This is a genomic window from Prevotella sp. FD3004 (assembly GCF_000746155.1).
GTDB lineage: Bacteria > Bacteroidota > Bacteroidia > Bacteroidales > Bacteroidaceae > Prevotella.
In genome coordinates this window covers 674,471-700,201 of sequence record NZ_KN050819.1, presented here as the reverse complement: position 1 = coordinate 700,201, position 25,731 = coordinate 674,471, and the positions used below count along the sequence as shown (strand labels likewise).

Here is a 25,731-nt window from a genome sequence, read left to right as displayed (position 1 = left end):
CTTGCAGTTTTATATCTTTTTTGATTACTTTTGCAGTCAGAAACCACTTAAACATAAATAATATGATTCTAATAGCCGATAGCGGAAGCACTAAGACTGATTGGGCCATCGTCACCAGCGGTCAAGAACCTGTAGTCATTAATACCCAAGGCATCAACCCTGTTCATCAATCGCGTGAAGAGATAGTCCGTATCCTGCGTGAAGAGTTTGGAACAAAGATGACTGAAGATCCTGATGTGAGACGTTTGAAAAGTTCTAATATCCTGACCCCTCAGTTTCCTTATGCTGTATATTTTTATGGTAGCGGCGTACGCCCTGAGATGGAGCCGCTGATGACTTCGCTTTTGCGCGAGACATTCCCCCAGGCCGATGTTGTTGAGGCGCATAGCGATCTGCTGGGGGCTGCACGAGCTCTATGTGGTCGTAATTGCGGAATAGCCAGTATATTAGGTACCGGTGCCAATTCGTGCCTGTATGACGGCGAAAAGATTATTCAGCATACGCCAGCCCTTGGTTATATCATTGGCGACGAGGGTAGTGGTGCTGCGCTTGGGAAGCGTTTTGTGCATGATTTATATGGTGGTGTTTTGTCAGAAGAAATCAAAACTGCTTTCGAGGCGGAGACGAAACTGTCACTGCCTGAAATCATTAACCGTGTATATCGCCAGCCGCTGGCCAACCGTTTCCTGGCTTCTCTGTCTGTGTTTATTCAGGACCATATAGGCGACGCAGGCGTGCACAAGGTGGTGGTTGATAACTTCATCGACTTCCTGGACTACCATATAGCCCCTTACCAGCGCAAAGATCTGCCTGTCTCGTTCATCGGAAGTGTGGCTTTTCACTACCAGAAACAGCTCAGGGAGGCTGCCGAGCGGCTGGGGTATACTATCGGAACCGTCTATGGCAGTCCGCTTGCGGCACTTATCCGCTTTCATACCAGAGGGATGGAGTAGGGGCTTCTCGTAAACCAACCCCTTCGGTATTTACGACAAACGCCCTTTTCTCGTTATGCCCCCACATTGTACACGCATATACGCATTGTGGTAGGGGCACGCAGTTTCACTGTTTCAAAATGTAACTGTGTGAGGGGGAATTGGTGCTTACCAAAAAATATTGAATTTTTCTTCCCGGAACTCTTGCATGTGTCATATTTTTATTGTACCTTTGCATCCGTTTGTGAAACTATAAATATACGATATGAAATTGAAACTTATTACCACCATTCTGATAGCAGCTGTCCTTTCATCCTGCGCTTCGAAGCAGGGTTCAGTGCAGTCTCCATTCGTAAAGGTGGAGGACGGACACTTTGTGAAAAATGGCCAGCCATATTATTATGTGGGTACGAACTTCTGGTATGGTGCTATTCTCGGCTCAGAGGGACAGGGCGGTAATCGTGAGCGCCTTTGTAAGGAACTCGACCTGATGAAGCAGATGGGAATTGACAACCTGCGTATTCTTGTGGGTTCCGACGGTGAGCGTGGTTTCAAAACCAAGGTGGAACCAACGCTGCAGGTAGCTCCGGGCGTGTATAACGACACAATCCTCGCAGGTCTCGACTACCTGTTGCAGGAGATGGGTAAGCGCGAGATGGTGGCTGTGCTTTACCTGAACAACTCGTGGGAGTGGAGTGGCGGCTACGGCTACTATCTGGAGCAGGCTGGCGAAGGGAAACAGCCGAGACCAGACGATGTAGGCTATCCTGCTTTCATGCAGGCGATGAGCAAATATGCCACTAACGAAAAGGCGCACAAGTTGTTCTATGACTATATTCGTTTCATCATCGGTCGCACCAATCGCTATACCGGTCTGGCGTATAAAGACGATCCTGCCATCATGTCGTGGCAGATAGGCAACGAGCCTCGTGCCTTCTCTACAGAGGCGCTGCCTGCCTTTGAGAAATGGCTCGGTGAGGCCTCGGCACTTATCCGCGAACTTGACCCTAACCATCTGATCTCGATAGGCTCAGAGGGCGCGTGGGGCTGTGAGGGCGACTTTGGCTGCTGGGAGCGTATTACGGCCGACAAGAATATTGACTATGCCAACATCCATCTTTGGCCCTATAACTGGGGGTGGGCAAAGCAAGACTCACTGATAGAGAACCTGCCGCGTGCCAAAGCCAATACGAAGGAGTATATAGACCGTCACTTGCAGATATGCGAGAAGATCAGAAAACCGCTGGTGATGGAGGAATTCGGCTATCCTCGCGATGGCTTCAATTTCGCTCTCGGCACTCCTACACAGGGTCGCGACGGTTTCTATGAATATGTGTTCTCCCTTGTGGGTGACAATATGGAGCAAGGGGGATACTTTGCTGGCTGTAACTTCTGGGGATGGGGCGGACTGGCCCAGCCGAAACACGAGCAATGGCTCATAGGCGACGACTATACGGGTGACCCCGCTCAGGAGGCTCAGGGATTAAACTCCGTGTTTGCTGGCGACAAGTCGACGCTGGCAGTTATCAAGGCCCAAATAGACAGAATCGGCACTTTGGCAAAATAGTGTAAGTAATGAGCAAATAAAAGTACTGACGTTCGCGTAATAAGTCGTATCTTTGCACCGCAATTTTGTAATCATCTTAAAGCAAAAGCAATGAAAAGACTACTATCAATTATTTTCTGTATGATGGCGTTCTCGACGCTGTCTGCACAGATTCGCGGCAGCAGTATTCAGGTTGTGGTGCAGCCTGATCATCAGGACTGGACGTACAAGGCGGGCGAGAAAGCCGGTTTCGTGGTTCAGGTGCTCAAGTCGGGCACGCTGCTCGACAACGTAAGCATTGATTTAGCGGCTGGTCCGGAGATGTATCAGGATGTCAAGAAAAGCATGACGCTCAAGGATGGTACCTATAAATTGACGGGTACTATGAGCCAGCCTGGTTTTTATCGTGTCGACGTGACGGCCCATGTAGACGGCAAGGATTATAGGGGCGCTTGTGGCGCAGCTTTCTCGCCAGAGCGGCTACAGCCGTCGACGGTGATGCCTAGTGACTTCTGCGATTTCTGGCAACATGCCATCGCCCAAGCCCGCAAGACGGAGCTGAACCCAACGAAGCGCCTGCTTCCTGAGCGATGCACGAAGGATGTCAACGTGTATGAGGTCTCATTCCAGAATATGCAGGCTGGCTATCGTACGTATGGCATCCTCTCAGTACCAGTAAAAGAGGGCTGCTATCCAGCCCTTCTGCGTGTGCCAGGTGCTGGCGTACGTCCTTATGGCGGCGATATCTGGACAGCCTCTCAGGGCGCAATCACCCTCGAAATCGGTATTCACGGCATACCTGTGACGATGGAACAGAAGGTCTATGACGATATATACAATGGTGCGCTCTCTGGCTATTGGGAGTATAATATGGATTCGCGCGAGAAACATTATTATATGCGCGTGATATTGGGTTGCATTCGTGCGATTGACTATATCGAGCAGTTTACGCCCTGGAACGGAAAGGAACTGGGTGTGACAGGTTCGAGTCAGGGCGGCTTTCTGTCGCTGGCCACAGCTGGTCTCGACAAACGCGTCACCTTCTATGCTCCTGTTCACGCTGCCCTCTGCGATCATACTAATTCGCTTAAGGGCGCAGCCTGCGGTTGGCCACACTATTTCTATTGGCAATCGGCCGATGGACGCTCACAAGGCGAGAACAAGGGCAGAGGACAGGAAAAGCAGATAGAAGTGAGTCGCTATTATGACGGCATCAACTTCGCCCGTCTGATTACTGACCAGCAGAAAGGCTGGTTCTCGTTTGGCTATAACGACGATGTGGTGCCTCCTACAACAGCCTGGGCTACCTATAACACTGTGAAGGGTCCGAAGGAGATTTCCCCCTATCAGGCCACCTGGCATTTCTGGTTCCAGGAACAGTGGGACGAGTGGGAAGCGTGGCTGCTTAAACAAATGAATATAAAAAATTAGAGGAATTATGAAGAAGCTTGTTTTTATGACGATAATAGCGTTTGCTGTGGCAGCATGTTCTACGGCAAAGCATAGCGAGAATGAGAAAACCAAGGCGGAGCAGCTGATGGAGCGCCTCGACACACTTCGCCAGAAAGGCTATATGTTCGGTCATCAGGACGATCCGTTCTATGGACTAACTTGGGAGTATCAGAAAGACTCGAGCGACGTGAAGAACGTGTGTGGCGACTATCCCGCCGTGATGGGTTTCGAGCTCGGTGGTATCGAGATGGGCGACGAGAAGAGTCTCGACAGCGTGCCCTTTACCAGAATATCTGAAGAAATCATCGCCCACCATCAGCGTGGAGGTATCATAACCATCAGTTGGCATCCGCGCAATCCCCTCACTACCATCGAAGGCGGCGGAAATGCAGGACAGCAGTACCCTGAAGGTACAGCCTGGGATATCAGCGACACAACTGTGGTGAAGAGCGTCCTCGAAGGTGGTTTGAAACATGAACTTTTCCAGACATGGATGCAGCGCCTCTCTGACTTCCTCGCTACCTTGAAGACGCCAGATGGAGAAAAAGTTCCTGTTATCTTCCGTCCTTGGCACGAGAATACAGGCTCTTGGTTCTGGTGGGGCGAGAGACTCTGTACGGCAGAGGAATACAAGGCTCTGTGGAATATGTTGCAGGATAAGCTCACTGCCGACGGCCTTGACAATCTGCTCTGGGCATATTCACCAGGAATGGCTCCTGACCTGACGGCAGAAAAGTACATGGAACGCTACCCTGGTGACGACCGTGTAGGAGTGGTAGGTTTTGACGGCTATCAGTGGGCGCCAGATGGTAAGATTGATTTTCAGCGTCTGTTGGATATGAATCTGACGATGCTCTGCAAGTTTGCCGAAGATCATGGCAAGGTGGCTGCGCTGACAGAATGCGGACTGAAGAATCTGAGCGATCCGACATGGTGGACTTCCACCTTGCAGCCTGTGGTTGAGAAACATCTCATCAGCTACCTGCTGGTGTGGCGCAATGCGCCTCACGAGTGGTTCGGTCCTTCGCCCGGTAAGCCCGATGCCCAGTATTTCGTCGACTTTCACAACAATGAGAAATCATTATTCCTAAACGATATTAAATAAACAGAAAAGATAATGCAGAATTTCAATGATAAAGTTGCTGCTCTCCGTAAGCATCATGAGGAGCTGTTGAGTCGTAGAAACGAACCCTTGGAGTGGGGCAACGGCATATATGACAAGTATAAGTATCCCGTAGTGACTGCTGCCCATATACCCTTGGAGTGGAAGTACGACTTCAACGAGAAAGATAACCCCTATCTGATGCAGCGCATCATGTGTAACGCAACACTGAACTCTGGCGCCATTAAATGGAATGGTAAATATCTGCTCATCGTTCGTGTTGAGGGTGCCGACCGTAAGAGCTACTTCGCTGTGGCTGAGAGTCCTAATGGCATTGACAATTTCCGTTTCTGGGAAGAGCCTATCACAATGCCTGACGACGTGATTCCTGCCACCAACATCTATGATATGCGTATCACACAACATGAGGATGGCTGGATTTATGGTGTGTTCTGTGCAGAGCGTCATGACGACTCGCAGCCTGGTAATCTCAGTGCTGCCACTGCTACGGCAGGTATCGCTCGCACCAAGGACTTGAAGACCTGGTATCGTCTGCCAGACCTGAAAACCAAAAGTCAGCAGCGCAACGTGGTGCTTCACCCTGAGTTCGTAGACGGAAAGTATGCTTTCTACACACGTCCTCAGGACGGATTTATCGACACTGGTAGTGGTGGCGGTATAGGGTGGGCACTGGTAGACGACATCACTAATGCAGAGGTGAAAGACGAGAAGATTATCAATGCCCGTCACTATCATACCATCACTGAGGTGAAAAACGGTGAAGGTCCGCACCCCATCAAGACACCCAAGGGCTGGCTCCATCTGGCTCATGGCGTGCGTGCTACGGCCGATGGCCTGCGCTATGTGCTCTATATGTATATGACTGCGCTTGAAGATCCCACAAAGGTAATAGCTCAGCCTGGCGGCTATTTCCTCGTGCCTGAGGGTGATGAGTATCTGGGCGATGTGATGAACGTGGCCTTTGCCAATGGTTGGATAGCCGATGAAGACGGCAAGGTGTTCATTTATTACGCATCGGCTGACACCCGTATGCATGTGGCTACGTCGACCATCGATAAGCTCATCGACTACTGCATGAATACGCCAGAAGACGGCCTTACCACAGCAGCCAGTGTTGAGACCATCAAACGCTTGATAGCAAAAAATAAAAACTTAAAATAATATGGCTACACTAAAAGAAAAGATCGGTTACGCCTTGGGCGATGCTGCTGCTGGAGGTATCACATGGAAAATTATGTCGATAGCCTTTCCACTGTTTTTTACAAATGTGTTCGGATTGACGTTTGCTGACGCTGCTACACTGATGCTGATAGCACGTATGTTCGATGTGGTGACAGACCCGTTGATGGGCTCGCTTGCCGACCGTACGCAGAGTCGTTGGGGCACTTATCGTCCATGGCTGATATTCGGTGCCATCCCATTCGGACTGGTGTTTGCACTCTTGCTTTATACCCCTGAATTTGGACTGACGGGTAAACGCATCTGGGCTTACAGCCTGTATCTGCTGATGATGGCTATGTATACGGCTGTGAACGTGCCTTACGGATCGCTGTTGGGTGTAATGACCGACGATGACAATGAGAAGAACCAGTTCTCGAGTTTCCGTATGGTGGGTGCCTATGCTATGGGATTCATTACCCTACTGTCGTTCCCGTATCTACAGCGGTTGGTGGGTGGCACAGAGCAGCATCAGTATGCCGTTCTGGGCGCTTTCTTCGGCTTTATCGCCGCCGCTGGTACGTTGGCTTGCGGATTCCTGACAAAGGAACGGCTGAAGCCCATACGCGCAGAGAAATTCTCGTTCAAGCAGTTTGGCGATCTTTTTAAGAATAAGCCTTGGATTATATTGACGCTGATAGGCATCTGTACCAACTTCTTCAATGGATTCCGCTATGCCGTAGCCGGTTATCTGTTGGAGTATTGTCTGCATGGTGATGTGACGGTAAGCGGACTGATTATCAATTACACAGTGTTTATGACCTTTGGTGAACTGACTTGTATGATTTTCGGCGGTGTGTCGCCAAAGTTCACACAGATCATCGGTTCAAAGCGTAAGGCTTTTATGGCGGCGGCCCTCATTTGTGTAATCTTTTCGGTAGCATTCTTCTTTGTGCCGATGGACCCAAGTTATATCTGGGTGATGGTGGCATTGGTGATACTTACGTCAATAGGCATCGGACTCTATTCGCCTCTGTTGTGGAGTATGTATGCCGATGTGGCCGATTATGCTACAGAGAAGAATGGAACATCATCGACAGGACTGATATTCTCGTCAGGTACGATGGCGCAGAAATTTGGTACCGCCATTTCTGGCTCGCTGGTGGCCCTCTTCTTGGGATTGGCTGGTGCAAGTATGATTACAGATGACATGGGTAATACGATGGTTGACCCTGCTTCAATCACAGAGTCGGTGCTTGCCATGGTGTGGTCGCTCTTCTCGCTGTTCCCAGCCATCATCGCTGGACTGATTGTTGTTCTTACCTGGATCTATCCTATTAAAAAATGAGCGGGCACGTAGAAACAATGAAGCAAGAGATGCAGGATGTTTTGGAAAAAAACATCCTGCGCTTTTGGCTCGATAAAATGGTCGACCATGAGAATGGAGGCTTCTATGGACGTATCGACGGCAGTGGGGTGCTCCATCCTAAGGCAGAGAAAGGCGCCATCCTCAACGCCCGTATTCTATGGTCGTTTTCTGCTGCTTATCGCGTGTTGGCCAATCCTGAATATCTGGAGGCTGCCACTCGTGCAAAGGACTATATCATCGACTACTTTATCGATAAGGAGTATGGTGGCGTTTATTGGAGTCTCGACTATAAGGGTAATCCCCTTGATACCAAGAAGCAGTTCTATGCTATTGGCTTTGTCATCTATGCGCTAACGGAGTATACAAGGGCCACGGGCGACAGGGAGACGCTGGACTATGCACTCCAACTCTATGACTGCATAGAAGAACACGCCTTGGATCGCGAGCATAACGGCTATATTGAAGCTTGCACGCGAGAGTGGGGAGAAATTGCAGATATGCGACTCTCTGAGCTTGACGCCAACTATCCCAAGTCGCAGAACACCCATCTGCACATTATCGAGCCCTATACCAATCTGCTGAGGTGTCTTAAAGAAATGCGTGCTCAGGAATCGTGCGACTATGTACCAGTCATCGGATCGGTGCTTCCTGTGGGGATTAGTGTTCCTCAGGAAACCATTGTCGGTGTAGAAGCCTCGCTGCGCAATCTGATTAATATCTTTACCGATAATATCCTGAATCCTGAGACCCATCATCTCGATTTGTTCTTCGAGATGGATTGGACGCGAGGCGCTGGTCACCTGGAGAGCTATGGACATGATATCGAATGTTCGTGGCTGTTGCATGAGGCAGCGCTGGTATTGGGCGACCAGAAAGTGCTGCAGAAAGTGGAGCCGGTGGTGCGCGAAGTGGCGAAAGCCTCAGAAAAGGGCTTGCGGCCGGATGGCTCAATGATTCATGAGGCTAATCTGGATACAGGTCATGTTGACGATGATCTGCATTGGTGGGTGCAGGCCGAGAGCGTGGTGGGGTGGTTTAACCTCTATCAGTATTTTGGTGATGAGCAGGCCTTAGAGCATGCCGTGCGCTGTTGGGAGTATATCAAGACTCAGCTGATTGACTGGGACAATGGGGAGTGGCACTGGAGCCGTCATTCCGATGGTACGCTGAATACCGTTGATGATAAGGCCGGTTTCTGGAAGTGCCCATACCATAACAGCCGTATGTGTTTGGAGATTATTGAACGTTTAAAGGAAATATGAAAAAACTATTACTATTTATTACAATGACAATGTGTCTGTCGGCTCAGCTACAGGCGCAGACAAAATTTAACGAGCGTCCGAAGCTCGTAGTGGGAATTATGGTAGACCAGATGCGTTGGGACTATCTAGGCAGGTATTATGATCAGTTTGGTGATGACGGACTGAAGCGTCTGATTAATAAGGGATATAGCTGTGACAACTGTCTGATTAACTACATCCCTACCATAACAGCCATCGGTCATACCTCAGCCTATACAGGCACAACGCCTGCTTTCCATGGCATCTGTGGTAATGACTTCCAGATTGATGGAGTGCCCGTTTATTGTACCGATGATAAGTCTGTAGATCCTGTAGGCTCTGATAATCGTAAGAAAGGATGTATGTCGCCCAAGAACCTGTTGGCATCGACGATTGGCGATCAGATCAGGTTGCATACAGACTTTAAGTCGAAGGTGATAGGTGTGTCATATAAGGATCGTGCAGCTATTCTTCCTGCTGGCAGAAGCGCCAATGGTGCATACTGGCTTGACACGGAAAACGGACAGTTCATCACAAGTACCTATTATCGTACGGAACTTCCTGATTGGGCAAAGAACTATAATCTCGAACTGAAGAAAAACAAGGAACTCCAGAAGGTTGGAAAACAGGTAGGCTTATATCCTCTTTGCGGACATATTACCACTGATATGGCTATCGCAGCTTTGAAGGGTGAATCGCTTGGTAAAGGCGAGGCCACTGATATGCTCTGTGTTAGCTTCTCGCAGACCGATGTTATCGGACATGAGTGGAGTACTCGAGGCGAACATACGGACGAGGCCTATATTGAACTTGACAAGGATATCGCACGATTACTGAAGGCCTTGGACGACCAAGTGGGCGAGGGAAACTATCTGCTTTTCCTTTCTGCTGATCATGGTGCGGCTCATAATTTCCAGTTTATGATTGACCATAAGCTTGGAGGCGGCGCATGGAAGTGGTCGGAAGAGATAGCTCCTCAGTTGGGAAAAGAACTGAAAGATAAGATGAATACTGATCTGAAGGTTATCTCTTCTGTGTTGGCTTATCGTATCTATCTTAATAAGAAGTATATTGCTGAACAGGGACTTGATGAGGCTAAGGTTCGCAAGACGATTGTTGACTTCCTGAAGACTGCTCCTCATGTGCAGTTCGTGGCCGACTTCGAACATGTTCAGGATGCCGCCATCCCTGATTTGATTCGTTATCGTGCATTGATGGGCTATCATCCTCGTCGCTCTGGTGATATCTTTGTTGTTCCTGAGCCAGGATGGTATGAGTTCAGCAGATGGTCGTCACCAGTGGGAACAACTCATGGTGAATGGAACCCCTATGATGCCCATATCCCCCTGTTGTTCTATGGATGGAACGTGAAGCATGGCGCCACCAGTCGTGAGGTGCATATCACCGACATTGCTCCAACGATATGTCAGAAGCTCCATATTCAGCAACCAAATGCTTGTGTCGGAGAAGCAATCACCGAAGTAGTCGGCGACTGAATATACAATAATTAACGATTTTTTTATAAATATTCGTTAGTTTTACAACTATAATTAGTACCTTTGCAGCTGAAAAGCCGTGAAGGTACTTTCATTTTTGCCCTAACTGCTTAAGAACGAGAACGATATTGTTATAACATTATAAATTATTTATGAACTTTACTTTGTTAATTACCGTTTTATTGACGGCTTTGACATTGGTGGCGGGGGCTTACGTTGTCGCTAAGCTGATTGGTCCGCGATCTTATGCAAAGGTAAAGGGTGAACCTTATGAGTGTGGTATTCCCACACGAGGGTCCAGCTGGTTGCCTATTAGTGTGGGATTCTACCTGTTCGCCATCCTGTTCCTGATGTTCGACGTGGAGACAGTATTCCTGTACCCGTGGGCTGTGGTTGTGAAGGAGTTCGGTGCTATGGCGTTGCTGAGCATTGGTTTCTTCTTAGTAGTTCTGGTTTTAGGCTTGGCATATGCCTGGCGGAAAGGAGACTTGGAATGGAAGTAAGAAAGCCTCACATCAAAAGCATCCCCTACGAGGAGTGGAATGACAATGCTTCGTTAGAGAAGATTATCGACCAGCTCCATGAGGGTGGTGTCAATGTCCTGACGGGTTCGCTCGATCAACTGATAAACTGGGGACGTAGTAACTCACTATGGTCGCTTACCTTTGCAACCTCTTGTTGTGGTATTGAGTTCATGGCCTGCGGATGCGCCCGTTATGACTTCGCCCGCTTCGGTTTCGAGGTTACGCGTAACTCTCCTCGTCAGGCCGACCTGATTATGTGCGCAGGAACGATTACACACAAGATGGCTCCGCTGTTGAAGCGTCTGTACGACGAGATGGCAGAGCCAAAGTACGTGATTGCTGTAGGTGGCTGTGCTATCAGCGGTGGTCCGTTCAAGTCGAGCTATCATGTAGTAAAGGGTATCGAGGAAATTGTGCCCGTTGATGTGTTTATCCCAGGTTGTCCTCCGCGTCCAGAGGCTATCATGTATGGCATGATGCAACTGCAGCGTAAGGTGAAGATTGAGAAATTCTTTGGAGGCGCCAATCACAAACAGACCAAGGAAGAGCGTGAACTCGGTGTTTCTAACGAGGAGCTCACATTCCGCAATAAGTTAGGCGATCATCGCCGTGAGCCGATGGTTATAACGGATGTGCCCCAGGAGTTTGTTGAAGAGATCAAGTCTGCACAGACGGAAACTAAAGTAGAGGAGGGCAAGGCATGAAATTAGAATTCTTATCATTCGATTTTGACAAGTTCGCCTCAGAGATGCAGAACTTGAAGGAGAAGAAGCATTTTGACTATCTTATTACCATTGTTGGTGAAGATTTTGGCGAAGAGGGCCTTGGCTGTATCTATATCTTAGAGAATACTACAACCCATGAACGTTGCAGTGTTAAGATGTTGGCTAAGACTCAGAAAGAAACTCCATATATTCCTACGGTTTCTAACATCTGGCATGTAGCCGACTTGCTGGAGCGTGAGGTTTACGACTTCTTCGGTATCGTGTTCCTCGGTCATCCAGATATGCGTCGTCTGTTCCTTCGTAGCGACTTCAAAGGATATCCCTTCCGTAAGGACTGGAAGTTCGATGATTCTTATACGCTCGATGACGATAATGAACCTGACTATGGCCTGGAGTATTATCTTGACAAGGATGGTGTTCTCCAGTCTAAACAGAATAAGCTCTTCGGTCCTGATGCCTATGTTGTTAACATAGGTCCTCAGCACCCTTCTACACACGGTGTGCTTCGTCTGCAGACTGTGCTTGAGGGTGAGACAGTGAAGCGTGTTTATCCGCATCTCGGCTATATCCATCGTGGTATCGAGAAGATGTGTGAGTCGATGACTTATCCTCAGACTCTAGCTCTGACCGATCGCTTGAACTACCTCTCTGCTATGATGCATCGTCATGCTTTGGTGGGCGTCATCGAGGAAGGTATGGGTGTGGAACTTACCGATCGCATCAAGTATATCCGTACTATCATGGATGAGTTGCAGCGTCTTGACAGTCACTTACTGTATGTTGGCTGCTGTGCTCAGGATATGGGCGCTCTGACAGCATTCCTCTATTCAATGCGTGACCGTGAGCATGTGCTCAATGCTATGGAGGAAACCACTGGTGGCCGCCTGATTCAGAACTACTACCGCATTGGTGGCTTGCAGGATGATATCGATCCGAACTTTGTGAAGAACGTGAAGGATCTTATCAAATATATGAAGCCCATCATTCAGGAGTATGTTGATGTGTTTGGTGATAATATTATCACACACAACCGTTTCGAGAAGGTTGGTCCCATGTCAATGGAAGACTGTATCTCTTACGCTGTTACAGGTCCTGCCGGACGTGCTTCTGGTTGGAAGAACGACGTGCGTAAGAATCATCCATATGATATGTATGACAAGGTTGAGTGGGATCAGATTACAATGACAGGCTGTGATACGATGGATCGTTACACTTGTCATATTCAGGAGATGTACCAGAGCTTGCGTATCATTGAGCAGCTCATCGACAACATTCCTGAGGGTGATTTCTACGTGAAGCAGAAGCCTATCATCAAGGTACCTGAGGGACAGTGGTATTTCGCTGTTGAGGGTGCAAGCGGTGAATTCGGTGTATATCTTGATTCTCGTGGCGATAAGAGTCCGTATCGTCTGAAGATGCGACCCATGGGTCTCTCACTGACAGGTGCGCTCGATCCGATGCTGCGTGGTCAGAAGATTGCCGACCTTGTAGCTACAGGCGCTGCTATTGACTTTGTAATTCCTGATATTGACAGATAAAAGCGAAGGATTATGTTTGATTTTAGTATTGTTACACAATGGTTCGACGCTCTCCTGAGAGATACGTTTGGATTAGGAGATTTTCTGTCGATATTGATTGAGTGCGTGCTGGTGGGTGCTGGCATTTTGGCCGGATATGCCCTGCTTGCAATCGCACTGATATTCATGGAGCGTAAAGTGTGTGCCTACTTCCAGTGCCGTCTTGGCCCGATGCGAGTAGGTTACTGGGGCTTGCTTCAGGTGTTTGCCGACGTATTTAAGATGCTCATTAAGGAGATTTTCATCGTCGACCGTGCTGATAAGCTGCTTTATATCGTTGCTCCTATCCTTGTGATTTTCGGTTCTGTTGGTGCTTTCTCTTTCCTGCCTTGGAATAATGGTGCTACAGTGCTCGATTTCAATGTGGGTGTGTTCCTGCTCACAGCCATCTCTTCGATTGGCGTAGTAGGTATCTTCCTTGCTGGATGGGGTTCAAACAACAAGTATTCTGTTGTTTCGGCTATGCGTGGTGCTGTGCAGATGATTTCTTACGAGATGTCGCTCTGCCTCTGTCTGATTACTGCTGTGATTCTGACAGGTACAATGCAGATGAGTGGTATCGTTGAGGCACAGACAGGTCCTTGGCGCTGGTTAATCTTCCAAGGACATATTCCTGCCATCATTGCCTTCCTCGTTTTCCTTGTAGCAGGTAATGCTGAGGCTAACCGTGGTCCGTTCGATATGGCAGAGGCTGAGAGTGAGTTGACCGCTGGTCATCATACAGAGTACTCTGGTATGGGCTTTGGCTTCTTCTATCTCGCAGAGTTCCTCAACCTCTTTATCATCGCTGGTATTGCCGCTACCGTATTCCTTGGTGGCTGGGCTCCCGTTAACATCGGTATAGATGCCTTCGACGAGGTGATGAACTATATCCCAGGTATTGTCTGGTTCTTGGGTAAGGCCTTCTTCCTGGTTTGGATTCTGATGTGGATTAAGTGGACGTTCCCTCGTCTGCGTATCGACCAGATTCTGAAACTTGAGTGGAAGTATCTCATGCCGCTGGCTCTGCTCAATCTTGTGATTATGACTGTAGTAGTAGCTCTTGGCTTATATATTAAATAAGGTATAGCAATGGAAGATAATAAATCATATTTCGGAGAAATCGGACATGCTGTCAAGACTTTGGCTACTGGCATGAAGATTACTTGGAAGGAATATTTCAAGGATTTCTTCACCAACAAGTCAACTGAGCAGTATCCCGAGAACCGCAAGACCACACTTCATGTGGCAAAGCGTCATCGTGGTCGCTTGACTTTCAAGCGCAACGAGGACGGCAGCTACAAGTGTACGGCTTGCACATTGTGTGAGAAGGCCTGTCCTAACGGAACTATCAAGATTACCGCACACATGGAGGAAGATCCTGAGACAGGCAAGAAAAAGAAGGTGCTCGATGATTATCTGTACGATCTGGGCGACTGTATGTTCTGTCAGCTCTGTACTAACGCCTGCAACTTCGACGCAATTGAGTTTACAAACGATTTCGAGAACGCTGTGTTTGATCGCAGTAAGCTGGTACTTCACCTGAACAAGGAGGTTTACAAGGGTGGCTCACTGCCTAACCTGATTGATGGTGGCGCTCCTCTCGAGGTTGGTAAGTTTAATACTAAAACTAAGTAACGCCGTATGGGAAATATAGTAATGTTTTGCATTCTTGCGGTTGTCATTGTGGCTTCGGCGCTGCTTTGCGTGACAACTACTAAGATTATGCGAGCCGCAACCTATATGTTGTTCGTGCTCTTTGGTGTGGCAGGTATCTATTTCCTGCTTGACTATACATTCCTGGGGGCCGCTCAGATCTCTGTCTATGCCGGTGGCGTTACGATGATCTATGTGTTCGCTATCCAGTTGGTGAGCAAGCGTACTCTTCAGGGACTTGAGGAGAGGGTTAAGTCTAGCAAGATGATTGGTGGAGCACTGGCAGCCTTTGCAGGTCTGGTAGTTGTTAGCCTGATTCTGCTGAAGACTGGCTTCTATACTCAGGAGATTGCCAATGTAGAGGTGCCGATGAAGGAAATCGGTATGGCACTCGTTGGTTCAGAGAAGTATCAGTATGTACTACCTTTCGAGTTCATCTCAGTATTCCTGCTGGCATGTATCATCGGAGGTTTGGTTGTAGCAAGAAAGGAGGATAAGCAATGATACCTGTTGAATGTTATTTCGCACTTAGTGCTCTGTTGTTCTTTATCGGTGTCTATGGTTTCGTCACTCGTCGTAACCTGATTGCCATGCTCATTTCTGTCGAGTTGGTACTTAATGCCGTTGATATCAATTTTGCCGCCATCAACCGTCTTCTCTATCCCAATGGAATGGAGGGTATGTTCATGACGCTCTTTGTGATTGGTGTTGCAGCCGCAGAGTCGGCTGTGGCTATTGCCATCATCATCAATGTGTATCGCAACTTCAAGAGCGATAGTGTTGATGCTATTCAGAATATGAAACGATAGTAAAGTAAAAAAGTAAAAAGGTAAAGAATATGTTCGAATACACATTATTTATCATGCTTCTGCCGTTGCTGTCGTTCATCGTTCTTGGACTGGCTGGCATGAAGATGCAACATAAAGTTGCCGGACTTATCGGCACTTGTTCACTGGCTATAGTGACAATTCTGTCTTACCTCACAGCGTTCCAGTACTTCACTGCTGATCGTGTGGAGGGTGTCTATCAGACAATTGTCCCCTATAACTTCACTTGGTTGCCTCTGGGCAATCTGCACTTCGACCTCGGTATTCTGTTGGATCCTATCAGCGTAATGATGCTGATTGTTATCTCTACGGTTTCACTGATGGTTCATATCTACTCATTCGGCTACATGCATGGTGAGAAGGGATTTCAGCGTTATTACGCTTTCCTCTCTCTCTTCACGATGTCTATGTTGGGCTTGGTATTAGCTACCAACATCTTCCAGATGTATATGTTCTGGGAGTTGGTAGGTGTAAGCTCATACCTGCTCATCGGTTTCTACTACCCTCTGAAGCCCGCTATTGCTGCTTCTAAGAAGGCATTCATCGTGACGCGTTTTGCCGATATGTTCTTCCTCATTGGTATTCTGACCTTTGGTTATTTTACCGATTCATTCAGCTTCTGGTTTGCCGATCAGGGTACCGATATCGTAATGGGCGCTGGTTCAACTCCGTTCATCCCTGGTAACATGCTGAAGGCTGTTACTGCCGGTGGACTTATCATCCCCACAGCTCTTACGCTGATGTTCATTGGTGGTGCCGGTAAGAGTGCCATGTTCCCGTTGCACATCTGGTTGCCCGATGCCATGGAAGGTCCTACACCTGTTTCTGCGCTCATCCATGCTGCTACGATGGTGGTAGCTGGTGTGTTCCAGATTGCCCGTATGTTCCCTCTCTGGCTTCAGTACGCCCCCGAGGCTCTGAGCATCGTGGTATGGGTGGGTGTGTTCACCGCTTTCTATGCTGCTGCTGTGGCTTGTGCCCAGAGCGATATCAAGCGTGTGCTGGCCTTCTCGACAATCTCTCAGATTGCTTTCATGATGGTGGCACTCGGTGTATGTCTTGTAGGTCACGAGCGTATGTGGGACAATCACGCACAGCTTGGTTTCATGGCTGGTATGTTCCATTTGTTTACTCACGCCATGTTCAAGGCTTGCTTGTTCCTTGGTGCTGGTTGTATCATCCATGCTGTTCACTCAAATGAGATGGCTTTCATGGGTGGTCTCCGCAAGTACATGCCGGTTACGCATATCACGTTCCTCATCTCTTGTCTGGCCATCGCCGGTATTCCATTCTTCTCTGGCTTCAGTTCAAAGGATGAGATTATCACTGCCTGCATGCACTACAGTCCTGTTGTAGGATGGATCATGACAGGCATTGCAGCAATGACTGCTTTCTATATGTTCCGTCTGTACTACGGCATCTTCTGGGGAACAGAGAATAAGGAGGCACATGAGCATCATACTCCTCATGAGGCTCCGCTCACAATGACCATTCCTCTGATTGTGCTTTGTGTGATTACTGTTGGTGTTGGTGTTTACACCACGCTTGGCGGTTTCCTCGGATGGGGCGGCTCTTTCGGCAGTTTCGTTACTGCAAGCGGTGAGGAGTACACCATTCACTTCGATCCACAGATCGCAGCTACATCTACGATTATTGCCATCTTGAGCATTTGTCTGGCCACCTATATCTATAAAGGTGAAACCCAGCCAATTGCCGATCGACTGTATAAGACGTTCCCCAAGTTGCATCGTGCAGCCTACAAGCGTTTCTATCAGGACGAGATATGGCAGTATGTAACACATCGAATTATCTTCCGTTGCGTCAGCACGCCTATCGCTTGGTTCGACCGTCATGTCGTTGATGGTACGTTCAACTTCCTGGCATGGGGTGCCAACGAGGCTGGTGAGAGTATCCGTCCTTGGCAGAGTGGCGATGTCCGTCAGTATGCCGTATGGTTCCTTACTGGTACGGTTGCATTAACATTAATCCTTTTATGCATCTAAAGATATGAGTATATTAACATTATTCGTAGTAATCCCCGCTCTGATGTTGCTTTGCCTTTGGTTGGCAAAGAATCTCAATCAGGTGCGTGGCGTGATGGTGACGGGTGCCAGCTGCCTGTTGGCCCTCTCTATCTGGCTGACGATCTATTTCGTTCAGGAGCGTGCTGCAGGTAATACGGCTGAGATGCTGCTTACTTATAGTGTGCCCTGGTTCAAGCCTCTTAATATTGCCTATTCTGTAGGTGTCGATGGCATTTCTGTTGTTATGCTGCTGTTGTCGAGTATCATTGTGTTTACTGGCACATTTGCTTCATGGCAGCTGAAGCCCATGACAAAGGAGTATTTCCTTTGGTTCACACTCCTTTCAACGGGTGTATATGGTTTCTTCATCTCAACAGACCTCTTCACCATGTTCATGTTCTATGAGGTGGCTCTGATTCCCATGTATCTGCTGATTGGCGTATGGGGTAGTGGTCGTAAGGAGTATTCGGCCATGAAGCTTACGCTGATGCTGATGGGAGGTTCTGCCCTGCTGATTCTCGGACTGCTGGGTATCTATTATTTCAATGGTCTCTACAGTGGCGAATACACCTTTGAGCTCACTAAGATTGCCGCTGCCCATAAGATTCCGAGCGACATCCAGAACGTGTTCTTCCCCTTCATCTTCATTGGTTTCGGTGTGCTGGGCGCCCTGTTCCCATTCCACACATGGAGCCCCGACGGTCACGCCTCAGCGCCTACCGCCGTGTCTATGCTCCATGCCGGTGTGTTGATGAAGCTCGGAGGCTATGGTTGCTTCCGTGTAGCTATGTACCTGTTGCCTGATGCTGCTCAGGATCTCTCTTGGATCTTCCTCATCCTGACTACAATCTCTGTAGTCTATGGTGCCTTGAGTGCTTGCGTTCAGACCGACCTGAAGTATATCAATGCTTACTCTTCAGTGTCACACTGTGGTCTGGTGCTCTTCGCCCTGCTGATGATGAGTCAGACAGCTGTAACCGGTGCTGTGCTTCAGATGCTGTCTCACGGTCTGATGACGGCTCTCTTCTTTGCCCTCATCGGTATGATCTACGGTCGTACCCACACCCGTGACATCCGTGAGCTGGCTGGTCTCATGAAGATCATGCCTTTCCTCGCTGTCGGTTATGTGATTGCCGGTCTGGCCAACCTCGGTCTTCCCGGTTTCTCTGGCTTCATTGCTGAGATGAGCATCTTCGTTGGCGCATTCACTGCCCATCCGATGGATGGCGACCCCAACACATCGTTCCGCATGGTGGCTACCATCATCGCATGTACGTCGATTGTCGTAACGGCAGTCTATATCCTGCGTGTTGTCGGTAAGATTCTGTATGGCGAGGTAGAGAACAAGCACTTCCTCGAGCTCACCGATGCTACATGGGATGAGCGCGTTGCAGTGATCTGCCTTATCTTCTGTGTGGCTGGTCTCGGTTGTATGCCGTTCTTCTTCAGCGATATGATTTCGCCTGCGGCAGGCAGCATACTTCATTCAATTGGTGTCATGTAAAAGTTAGGAGGACTTAAGATATGAATTACGGACAATTCTTAAATATGATGCCTGAGGCATTACTCGTTCTCTGGCTTTTGATAGTGTTTGTGGCCGACTTCAGTCTGATGAAGAGCGAGCGTAAGGTCAGTGTGCTTGGCAAGCTGACAGCTACCCTGTTGCTGTGTCAGACCATCCTGATGTTCGGTATCCAGCCCTCTGAGGCCTTCGGTGGACTCTATGTGTCGTCGGCAGCCGTGAATGTCATGAAGACCATCCTGGCCTTTGGTACGTTTATCGTTGTGATGATGGCCCAGTCGTGGGTTGAGACCCGTAAGCACTTGGCTGGTGAGTTCTACATGTTGATTCTTGCCACCCTGCTCGGTATGTATGTCATGATGTCGAGTGGCAATTTCCTGCTGTTTTTCCTTGGTCTTGAGACTGCATCTGTGCCTCTGGCATGTATGGTGGCCTTCGATAAGGATCGTAAGAATTCAGCCGAGGGAGCTGCCAAGTACATCCTCGTGGCTACTTTCTCAAGTGGTGTGATGCTGTTCGGTATCTCATTCATCTATGCCGCTACAGGTACGCTCTACTTCGATGATGTCGCAGCTGTGATTACTGCTAAGCCTCTCACCATCATGGGTCTGGTATTCTTCTTCAGTGGTCTTGGCTTCAAGATCTCACTCGTGCCTTTCCACTTCTGGACGGCCGATACCTATCAGGGTGCTCCAACCCCTGTTACCGGTTATCTGAGTGTTATCTCCAAGGGTGCTGCTGCCATCACACTGTGCACCATCCTTATGAAAGTGTTCCAACCCATGGTAGAGTATTGGGATTACATGCTCTATGTAGTCATCGTTCTCTCTATTACCGTGGCCAACTTGTTTGCCATCCGTCAGAGCGAGCTCAAGCGCTTCATGGCGTTCAGCTCTATCTCGCAGGCCGGTTATATCATGCTTGCCGTGGTTGGTAACAATCAGTTGGGCATCGCTGCACTTACCTACTATGTACTTGTCTATATCGTAGCCAACATGGCTGTCTTCACCGTTATCAATGTTGTGGAGCGTAATAACGCTGGTCGCACCGATATGGCTGCCTACAATGGATTCTACCAGACCAACCCCAAGCTCTCGTTCCTCATGACCTTGGCGTTGTTCTCTCTGGCAGGTATTCCTCCGTTCGCAGGTATGTTCTCGAAGTTCTTCGTGTTCATGGCTGGTGTCCAGAACGGTGAGCCCTTGGCTTACTTCGTAGTATTCATTGCCTTGGTCAACACAGTAGTTTCACTCTACTACTACCTGCTGATTGTGAAGGCTATGTACATCACGAAGACCGACAGTCCGCTGCCCACGTTCCAGAGCGACGTCAATACGAAGATGGCCCTCGCTATCTGTACTGCAGGCATCGCCCTCTTCGGCGTTGTAAGCTGCATCTACGAATGGATTGCTGCCGCTGGCATGTAAAGAAATAATGCTTAAAAAAGCGCCTCCCGCTTTGCTCAATCTAGAGCTGCGGGAGGCGCTTTTGTTGGTTAAAACCGATTGGAAACGGGTCTCTCGTAATGAAACTATGGGTTGTATTACGACAAACTTAGGGTTTCATTACGACAAACCCAGGACCTTTTCAGATAAAACAACTTGTTTTATCTTGGTTCAGATAGTCTCTAAAGGTATTACAGATAGCATCTTCGGGTACAAAACAACTTGTTTTGTACCCGAAGATGACGTCTTAACGAAGGAGGGAAATTGTCTTTTTTCGTAAAGGGCACGTTATCAGTGACTTACGGAAACGGTCCAAAACTCGCATATTTGCGACCATTGGACCGTTTACTGACTACGGCGCAATTCTCACGAGGCCGTTTGTAAACAATATTTATAATCCTTTCAGATATGCCTATTTCAACACGTTCTTAAGGAACTTGGGGGTGTAGCCCTTCTTGCTCTTGGCCACTTGTTCTGGAGTGCCAGTGCTGAGAATCTGACCTCCCTTGCGGCCGCCCTCAGGACCGATGTCGATAATCCAGTCGGCCAACTTGATGACGTCGAGGTTATGCTCAATGATGACGACAGTGTTCCCACGGTCCACGAGCTTATTGAGCACATCCATCAGGATGCGGATATCCTCGAAGTGCAGGCCTGTAGTCGGTTCGTCGAGTATATAGAGCGTCTTACCCGTATCTTTCTTGGAGAGTTCGGTTGCCAGCTTCACACGCTGGCTCTCGCCACCGGATAGGGTGGTGGACGATTGTCCCAGCTTGATGTAACCCAGACCTACATCCTGAATGGTCTTGATCTTACGCAGGATATCGGGTACGTTCTCAAAGAACTCTACGGCCTGGTTGATGGTCATGTCGAGTACGTCGGCAATAGACTTTCCCTTGTAGCGCACCTCTAAGGTCTCGCGGTTATAGCGCTTGCCGTGACATTCCTCGCAGGGCACCTGGATATCGGGCAGGAAGTTCATCTCGATGGTCTTGTAACCATTACCGCCGCACGTCTCACAGCGTCCGCCTTTCACGTTGAACGAGAAGCGGCCCGGCTTGTAGCCTCTGATCTTGGCCTCTGGCAGGTTGACGAAAAGTGAACGGATATCAGAGAACACACCAGTATAAGTGGCAGGATTTGAACGGGGTGTTCGTCCGATAGGCGACTGGTCGACATCGACCACCTTGTCTATATATTCCAGTCCCTCGATACTCTCGTAGGGCATCGGTGCTTTCAGCGAACGATAGAAATGCTTTGACAGGATGGGCTGGAGGGTCTCGTTGATGAGCGTCGACTTACCGCTACCGCTGACACCTGTTACGAGGATGAGTTTGCCCAAAGGAAACTCAACGTCTACCTGCTTCAGGTTGTTGCCCGTGCAGCCGCGCAGGATGAGACTGTGGCCGTTGCCCTTGCGCCGCTCTTCCGGAATGGCAATCTTTTGCTGGCCGTTCAGATACTGTGCTGTAATGGTGTTGGTCTGCAACATCTCTTTGGGCGTTCCCTGGAACACCACCTCGCCGCCTTTTCTGCCGGCGCGTGGACCGATGTCTACGATATAGTCGGCATTAAGCATCATGTCTTCATCGTGTTCTACTACGATCACGGTATTGCCCAGGTCGCGCAACTCCTTGAGCGACTTGATGAGCCGTTCATTGTCGCGCTGATGTAGTCCGATACTGGGCTCGTCGAGAATATAGAGCACGTTGACGAGCTGTGAGCCAATCTGTGTGGCCAGACGTATGCGCTGACTCTCACCACCCGAGAGCGAGGCCGACTGACGGTTCAGGGCCAGATAGTCGAGTTCCACCTCAAGCAGGAAGTCGAGTCGGGTGCGTATCTCTTTCAGAATCTCGTGGGCTATCTGCTGCTGATGATGGTCAAGGTGGCTTTCTACCTCGTCTAACCATTCGCGCAGTTCGTTGATATCCATCGAGGCCAGCTGGCTGATGTTCTTGTCCCATACCTTATATGAAAGCGCCTCGCGGTTGAGCCGCTGCCCGTGACATTCAGGGCACTCGCACTCTGCCAGAAACTGGTCGGCCCATTTCTGTCCGGCAGCGGAATCATCGTTCTCCATGACATTGCGCAGATATTTGATGATACCATCGAAAGAGATGAAGTAGTCGCTCGAGGTGTGAACCAGTTCCTTGTCAATACGTACATTCTCGAGTGAGCCATAGAGCACTTCCTGCATGGCGTCGTCGGGGATGTCCTGAATAGGGGTCTTGAGGTTGCACTCATACTTCTTGAGGATGGATTCCACCTGCCAGAAGATCATCTGGTTCTTGTATTTCCCTAGGGGAACGATGCCACCGTCGTGGATGTTCATCTTCTTGTCGGGCATCACTTTCTCAAGGTCGATCTGGTTGATTGTACCAAGGCCCTTGCAATAAGGACATGCACCTTGGGGAGAATTGAACGAGAAGTTGTTGGGTGCGGGATCGCTATAGCTGATACCGGTAGTGGGGCACATCAGGCGTTTGGAGAAATGCTTAATGGCTCCCGTTTCCTTATCGAGAATGAGTATCAGACCTTCGCCCTGCTTCATGGCTATCTGTACAGATTTCTTGAGTCGCTCCTCATCCTTGGGCGATACGGCCAGCTTGTCGATGACCACCTCAATGTCGTGGTTCTTATATCGATCCACCTTCATGCCACGGGTAATCTCCATGATTTCACCATCAACACGGATATTCAGATAGCCCTTGCGGCGCATGGCCTCAAAGAGTTCACGATAGTGTCCCTTACGGCTGCGAACTAGGGGGGCGAGGATGAAGATCTTCTTACCCGCATAGTCGTTCAGTATCATGTCGAGCACTTTCTCCTCGGTATATTTCACCATCTCCTCGCCAGTGGCATAGCTATAGGCTTTTCCGGCTCGGGCATAGAGCAGTCGCATGTAGTCGTAGATCTCAGTGGTCGTACCTACTGTAGAGCGCGGATTCTTGTTGGTGGTCTTCTGCTCGATGCTGATAACAGGCGACAGACCGGTTATCTTATCTACATCGGGGCGTTCCATGCCACCGAGAAAATTTCGGGCATAGGCCGAGAAAGTCTCGATATAGCGTCGTTGACCCTCGGCAAAGATGGTGTCGAAAGCCAGTGAAGACTTGCCGCTGCCACTGAGACCGGTAATCACGGCCAGCGAATTGCGCGGAATCTCCACATCGATATTCTTCAGGTTGTGTACACGAGCTCCGTATACGTTTATCTTATCGTCTTCTCTCTTCATTTCTTACTTCTCACTATTGATAAAGCCTCTTAGCAGATTCACATCTTTACGGATGTTGTACGTCTTGCCGTCTACACCTTTCGCCTTGGCGAGTACGAAGTATACACCCTCTTTCACATTCTTGCCGTTGTAGGTGCCGTCCCAGCCCTCAGCAGGGTCGGTCCACTCATAGAGCTTCTGTCCCCCTCTATTAAAGATGTATGCATGGAACTCTGCCAGTCCCTGTTGCTCTTTGGCCTTGTATATATCATTGATTCCGTCGCCGTTTGGCGAGAAGGCATTGGGGAATGTCAGCTTGCTCTCACTGGCATTAGGTATGTCATCCTGTGCTTGAACGAGAAGCGGTAGAAACGCCATCAAGGCGACTGAAAGAATGTGTTTTATTCTCATTTTTATCTGCATTATCGTGCAAAGATACGAAATAATTTGTATATATCACAATTATTATGTACTTTTGTAGGCGAAAATTGCTAATTTCGAAGTTTATGACACGACTATTAAGATCTTCATTGCTTGTAATAGCACTCTTCTTGGCTGTAGGCATTGCTTCTGCCCAGGTTACTGATTCTATCCGTGGCTTGCATAAGGTTAAGAAGAAGGAAACCATCTTCGGTATCTCCCGGATGTACGACATCACCATAGATGAGTTGATAGAGGCAAACCCGGATATGAAGGCTCCTGGCTATGAACTGAAGAAAGGAGTAGTGCTCAGGATTCCTTATGCGGCAGGTCAGGCAAAGCCTGCAAAACCTATAGCCGAGGTCAAGGCTTCTGCCGACGATGTGCGTAATCGCGCCATCCGTCTGGGTGTGATGCTGCCGCTGCACGACATCAATGGTGATGGCAAGCGGATGATAGAATATTATCGTGGTGTGTTGATGGCATGTGACAGTGTGAAGAAACTGGGTATCTCTGTGGATGTTCATGCCTGGAATACCCCAGAGGACTGGGATATCCGTCAGACTTTGCTCGACGAGGCTGCCGCCAAGTGCGACTTGATTATCGGTCCGCTATATTCCAAACAGATGGATGCACTGTCGGCCTTTGTTGCAAAGCATGACATAAAGCTGGTGATTCCTTTCTCAATCAATGCGCCCCAACTGAATGACAACCGTCATATCTTCCAGATTTATCAGACACAGGCCGAGATTAACGAGGCTTCGGTAAATCTGTTTGTCGACCAGTTCAAAGGTTTCCATACGGTAATCATCGACTGTAACGACTCTACTAGTAAGAAGGGACCTTTTACCGCAGGTGTGCGCCGCCAGCTGGAACAGCGCGGGCTGGAGTATTCTGTGACTAGTCTGAAGTCGGGAGAAGATGATTTCTCAAAAGCGTTTAGCCGTAAGAAGTCGAATGTGGTGATACTCAATACCGCTCGCTCTCAGGAGTTGGGCGTCGCCTTCTCGAAGATTGACGGACTGAAAGTGGTTAGTCCAGAACTAAATATCACGATGTTCGGCTATACAGAGTGGTTGATGTACAATCGTTCGTACTTGGAGAATTTCTATAAATATAATACTTATATACCATCAACGTTCAACTATAACCCGTTGACTCCATCAACTCAACGAATAGAACAGAATTATCGCAAGAACTTCCATTCGGATATGCAGAACCGTTTGCCACGATTAGGTATTACGGGTTTTGATCAGGCATATTTCTTCCTGCGTGGACTCCATAAGTATGGTAAGACATTCAATGGCGCTGCAGGTATGCTGGGCTATGAGCCGGTGCAGACACCATTGAAGTTTGAGCGTTATGGCAATGGCGGGCTTCGCAACAGGTCTATTGTGTTGGTTCACTATGCCCCCAGCCATAAGATAGAAACTATCAAGTTTTGAAAAGTAAAAAGAAA

20 protein-coding genes and 1 pseudogene are annotated in these 25,731 nt (G+C 48.8%); 19 read left to right on the top strand and 2 right to left on the bottom strand.

Annotated features, from left to right (window positions below):
* The first annotated feature begins 62 nt into the window (after window positions 1-62).
* The 18 genes from T325_RS10015 to T325_RS09930 all read left to right on the top strand — a co-directional run bounded on the left by T325_RS10015 (window position 63) and on the right by T325_RS09930 (window position 20,617).
* Window positions 63-953, top strand: coding sequence for a hypothetical protein (locus T325_RS10015; protein WP_036913139.1), 891 nt, complete (start codon window positions 63-65; stop codon window positions 951-953).
* A 244-nt stretch (window positions 954-1,197) separates the two neighbouring features.
* Complete coding sequence (locus T325_RS10010; RefSeq protein WP_036913137.1) at window positions 1,198-2,499, top strand: glycoside hydrolase 5 family protein; 1,302 nt, start codon at window positions 1,198-1,200, stop codon at window positions 2,497-2,499.
* Between the two features lie 90 nt (window positions 2,500-2,589).
* The gene (locus tag T325_RS10005; protein ID WP_036913134.1) at window positions 2,590-3,909 is read left to right on the top strand and encodes an acetylxylan esterase; all 1,320 of its coding nucleotides are present in this window, start codon (window positions 2,590-2,592) and stop codon (window positions 3,907-3,909) included.
* 7 nt (window positions 3,910-3,916) lie between these two features.
* Window positions 3,917-5,035, top strand: coding sequence for a glycoside hydrolase family 26 protein (locus T325_RS10000; RefSeq protein ID WP_036913131.1), 1,119 nt, complete (start codon window positions 3,917-3,919; stop codon window positions 5,033-5,035).
* Between the two features lie 12 nt (window positions 5,036-5,047).
* A complete protein-coding gene (locus T325_RS09995) occupies window positions 5,048-6,214 on the top strand; it encodes a glycoside hydrolase family 130 protein (RefSeq protein WP_036913127.1) in 1,167 nt (388 codons plus the stop codon).
* Between the two features lies 1 nt (window position 6,215).
* Entirely contained in the window at window positions 6,216-7,559 is a 1,344-nt protein-coding gene (locus T325_RS09990) for an MFS transporter (RefSeq protein ID WP_036913124.1), read from the top strand.
* 17 nt (window positions 7,560-7,576) lie between these two features.
* Window positions 7,577-8,842, top strand: a complete 1,266-nt coding sequence (locus T325_RS09985; protein ID WP_304412730.1) for an AGE family epimerase/isomerase — start codon at window positions 7,577-7,579, stop codon at window positions 8,840-8,842.
* The gene (locus tag T325_RS09980) at window positions 8,839-10,356 is read left to right on the top strand and encodes an alkaline phosphatase family protein (protein ID WP_036913121.1); all 1,518 of its coding nucleotides are present in this window, start codon (window positions 8,839-8,841) and stop codon (window positions 10,354-10,356) included. The genes T325_RS09985 and T325_RS09980 overlap by 4 nt, the downstream gene beginning before the upstream one ends.
* Before the next feature lie 152 nt (window positions 10,357-10,508).
* Window positions 10,509-10,859 carry an NADH-quinone oxidoreductase subunit A gene (locus T325_RS09975; RefSeq protein ID WP_036913119.1) on the top strand — a complete coding sequence of 117 codons (351 nt, stop codon included), beginning with the start codon at window positions 10,509-10,511 and terminating at the stop codon, window positions 10,857-10,859.
* Window positions 10,850-11,584: an NADH-quinone oxidoreductase subunit B gene (locus tag T325_RS09970; RefSeq protein WP_036913117.1), complete on the top strand. Its 735-nt coding sequence runs from the start codon at window positions 10,850-10,852 to the stop codon at window positions 11,582-11,584. Before T325_RS09975 ends, T325_RS09970 begins: the two co-directional genes overlap by 10 nt.
* Window positions 11,581-13,143 carry an NADH-quinone oxidoreductase subunit D-related protein gene (locus tag T325_RS09965; RefSeq protein ID WP_036913114.1) on the top strand — a complete coding sequence of 521 codons (1,563 nt, stop codon included), beginning with the start codon at window positions 11,581-11,583 and terminating at the stop codon, window positions 13,141-13,143. Before T325_RS09970 ends, T325_RS09965 begins: the two co-directional genes overlap by 4 nt.
* Window positions 13,144-13,155: 12 nt before the next feature.
* Window positions 13,156-14,244 (top strand): NADH-quinone oxidoreductase subunit NuoH, encoded by a 1,089-nt coding sequence (gene nuoH / locus T325_RS09960; protein ID WP_036913111.1) that lies wholly within the window; start codon window positions 13,156-13,158, stop codon window positions 14,242-14,244.
* A gap of 9 nt (window positions 14,245-14,253) precedes the next feature.
* Window positions 14,254-14,799 (top strand): 4Fe-4S dicluster domain-containing protein, encoded by a 546-nt coding sequence (locus tag T325_RS09955; protein ID WP_036913109.1) that lies wholly within the window; start codon window positions 14,254-14,256, stop codon window positions 14,797-14,799.
* A gap of 6 nt (window positions 14,800-14,805) precedes the next feature.
* Window positions 14,806-15,321 (top strand): NADH-quinone oxidoreductase subunit J family protein, encoded by a 516-nt coding sequence (locus tag T325_RS09950; RefSeq protein WP_036913106.1) that lies wholly within the window; start codon window positions 14,806-14,808, stop codon window positions 15,319-15,321.
* Window positions 15,318-15,626: an NADH-quinone oxidoreductase subunit NuoK gene (gene nuoK / locus T325_RS09945; RefSeq protein WP_036913104.1), complete on the top strand. Its 309-nt coding sequence runs from the start codon at window positions 15,318-15,320 to the stop codon at window positions 15,624-15,626. The genes T325_RS09950 and nuoK overlap by 4 nt, the downstream gene beginning before the upstream one ends.
* A gap of 29 nt (window positions 15,627-15,655) precedes the next feature.
* Complete coding sequence (gene nuoL, locus T325_RS09940; RefSeq protein WP_036913101.1) at window positions 15,656-17,647, top strand: NADH-quinone oxidoreductase subunit L; 1,992 nt, start codon at window positions 15,656-15,658, stop codon at window positions 17,645-17,647.
* 4 nt (window positions 17,648-17,651) lie between these two features.
* Window positions 17,652-19,172 (top strand): complex I subunit 4 family protein, encoded by a 1,521-nt coding sequence (locus T325_RS09935; RefSeq protein ID WP_036913097.1) that lies wholly within the window; start codon window positions 17,652-17,654, stop codon window positions 19,170-19,172.
* Window positions 19,173-19,192: 20 nt separating this feature from the next.
* Complete coding sequence (locus tag T325_RS09930) at window positions 19,193-20,617, top strand: NADH-quinone oxidoreductase subunit N (RefSeq protein WP_036913094.1); 1,425 nt, start codon at window positions 19,193-19,195, stop codon at window positions 20,615-20,617.
* 430 nt (window positions 20,618-21,047) lie between these two features.
* On the opposite strand, the gene uvrA is transcribed toward T325_RS09930, so the two are convergent.
* Together uvrA and T325_RS09915 are read right to left on the bottom strand one after the other, a co-directional pair.
* The gene (uvrA, locus tag T325_RS09920; RefSeq protein ID WP_036913089.1) at window positions 21,048-23,873 is read right to left on the bottom strand and encodes an excinuclease ABC subunit UvrA; all 2,826 of its coding nucleotides are present in this window, start codon (window positions 23,871-23,873) and stop codon (window positions 21,048-21,050) included.
* A gap of 3 nt (window positions 23,874-23,876) precedes the next feature.
* A pseudogene (locus T325_RS09915) lies at window positions 23,877-24,179 on the bottom strand (gliding motility-associated C-terminal domain-containing protein); the annotation flags it as partial.
* A gap of 179 nt (window positions 24,180-24,358) precedes the next feature.
* On the opposite strand from T325_RS09915, the gene T325_RS09910 reads away from it, so the two are divergent.
* Window positions 24,359-25,717 carry a PBP1 and LysM peptidoglycan-binding domain-containing protein gene (locus T325_RS09910; protein ID WP_036913086.1) on the top strand — a complete coding sequence of 453 codons (1,359 nt, stop codon included), beginning with the start codon at window positions 24,359-24,361 and terminating at the stop codon, window positions 25,715-25,717.
* Window positions 25,718-25,731 lie beyond the last annotated feature (14 nt).

Excerpts from the sequence above, each read along its gene's own strand:
- T325_RS09965 (WP_036913114.1), top strand. The coding sequence starts at position 11,581 with ATGAAATTAGAATTCTTATCATTCGATTTTGACAAGTTCGCCTCAGAG.
- T325_RS10000 (WP_036913131.1), top strand. The coding sequence starts at position 3,917 with ATGAAGAAGCTTGTTTTTATGACGATAATAGCGTTTGCTGTGGCAGCA.
- T325_RS10010 (WP_036913137.1), top strand. The coding sequence starts at position 1,198 with ATGAAATTGAAACTTATTACCACCATTCTGATAGCAGCTGTCCTTTCA.
- nuoH (WP_036913111.1), top strand. The coding sequence starts at position 13,156 with ATGTTTGATTTTAGTATTGTTACACAATGGTTCGACGCTCTCCTGAGA.
- T325_RS09930 (WP_036913094.1), top strand. The coding sequence starts at position 19,193 with ATGAATTACGGACAATTCTTAAATATGATGCCTGAGGCATTACTCGTT.
- T325_RS09995 (WP_036913127.1), top strand. The coding sequence starts at position 5,048 with ATGCAGAATTTCAATGATAAAGTTGCTGCTCTCCGTAAGCATCATGAG.
- T325_RS09910 (WP_036913086.1), top strand. The coding sequence starts at position 24,359 with ATGACACGACTATTAAGATCTTCATTGCTTGTAATAGCACTCTTCTTG.
- T325_RS09990 (WP_036913124.1), top strand. The coding sequence starts at position 6,216 with ATGGCTACACTAAAAGAAAAGATCGGTTACGCCTTGGGCGATGCTGCT.
- T325_RS09970 (WP_036913117.1), top strand. The coding sequence starts at position 10,850 with ATGGAAGTAAGAAAGCCTCACATCAAAAGCATCCCCTACGAGGAGTGG.
- T325_RS09980 (WP_036913121.1), top strand. The coding sequence starts at position 8,839 with ATGAAAAAACTATTACTATTTATTACAATGACAATGTGTCTGTCGGCT.
- nuoL (WP_036913101.1), top strand. The coding sequence starts at position 15,656 with ATGTTCGAATACACATTATTTATCATGCTTCTGCCGTTGCTGTCGTTC.
- T325_RS10015 (WP_036913139.1), top strand. The coding sequence starts at position 63 with ATGATTCTAATAGCCGATAGCGGAAGCACTAAGACTGATTGGGCCATC.
- T325_RS09985 (WP_304412730.1), top strand. The coding sequence starts at position 7,577 with ATGAAGCAAGAGATGCAGGATGTTTTGGAAAAAAACATCCTGCGCTTT.
- T325_RS09950 (WP_036913106.1), top strand. The coding sequence starts at position 14,806 with ATGGGAAATATAGTAATGTTTTGCATTCTTGCGGTTGTCATTGTGGCT.
- uvrA (WP_036913089.1), bottom strand. The coding sequence starts at position 23,873 with ATGAAGAGAGAAGACGATAAGATAAACGTATACGGAGCTCGTGTACAC.
- T325_RS09955 (WP_036913109.1), top strand. The coding sequence starts at position 14,254 with ATGGAAGATAATAAATCATATTTCGGAGAAATCGGACATGCTGTCAAG.
- T325_RS10005 (WP_036913134.1), top strand. The coding sequence starts at position 2,590 with ATGAAAAGACTACTATCAATTATTTTCTGTATGATGGCGTTCTCGACG.
- T325_RS09975 (WP_036913119.1), top strand. The coding sequence starts at position 10,509 with ATGAACTTTACTTTGTTAATTACCGTTTTATTGACGGCTTTGACATTG.
- T325_RS09935 (WP_036913097.1), top strand. The coding sequence starts at position 17,652 with ATGAGTATATTAACATTATTCGTAGTAATCCCCGCTCTGATGTTGCTT.
- nuoK (WP_036913104.1), top strand. The coding sequence starts at position 15,318 with ATGATACCTGTTGAATGTTATTTCGCACTTAGTGCTCTGTTGTTCTTT.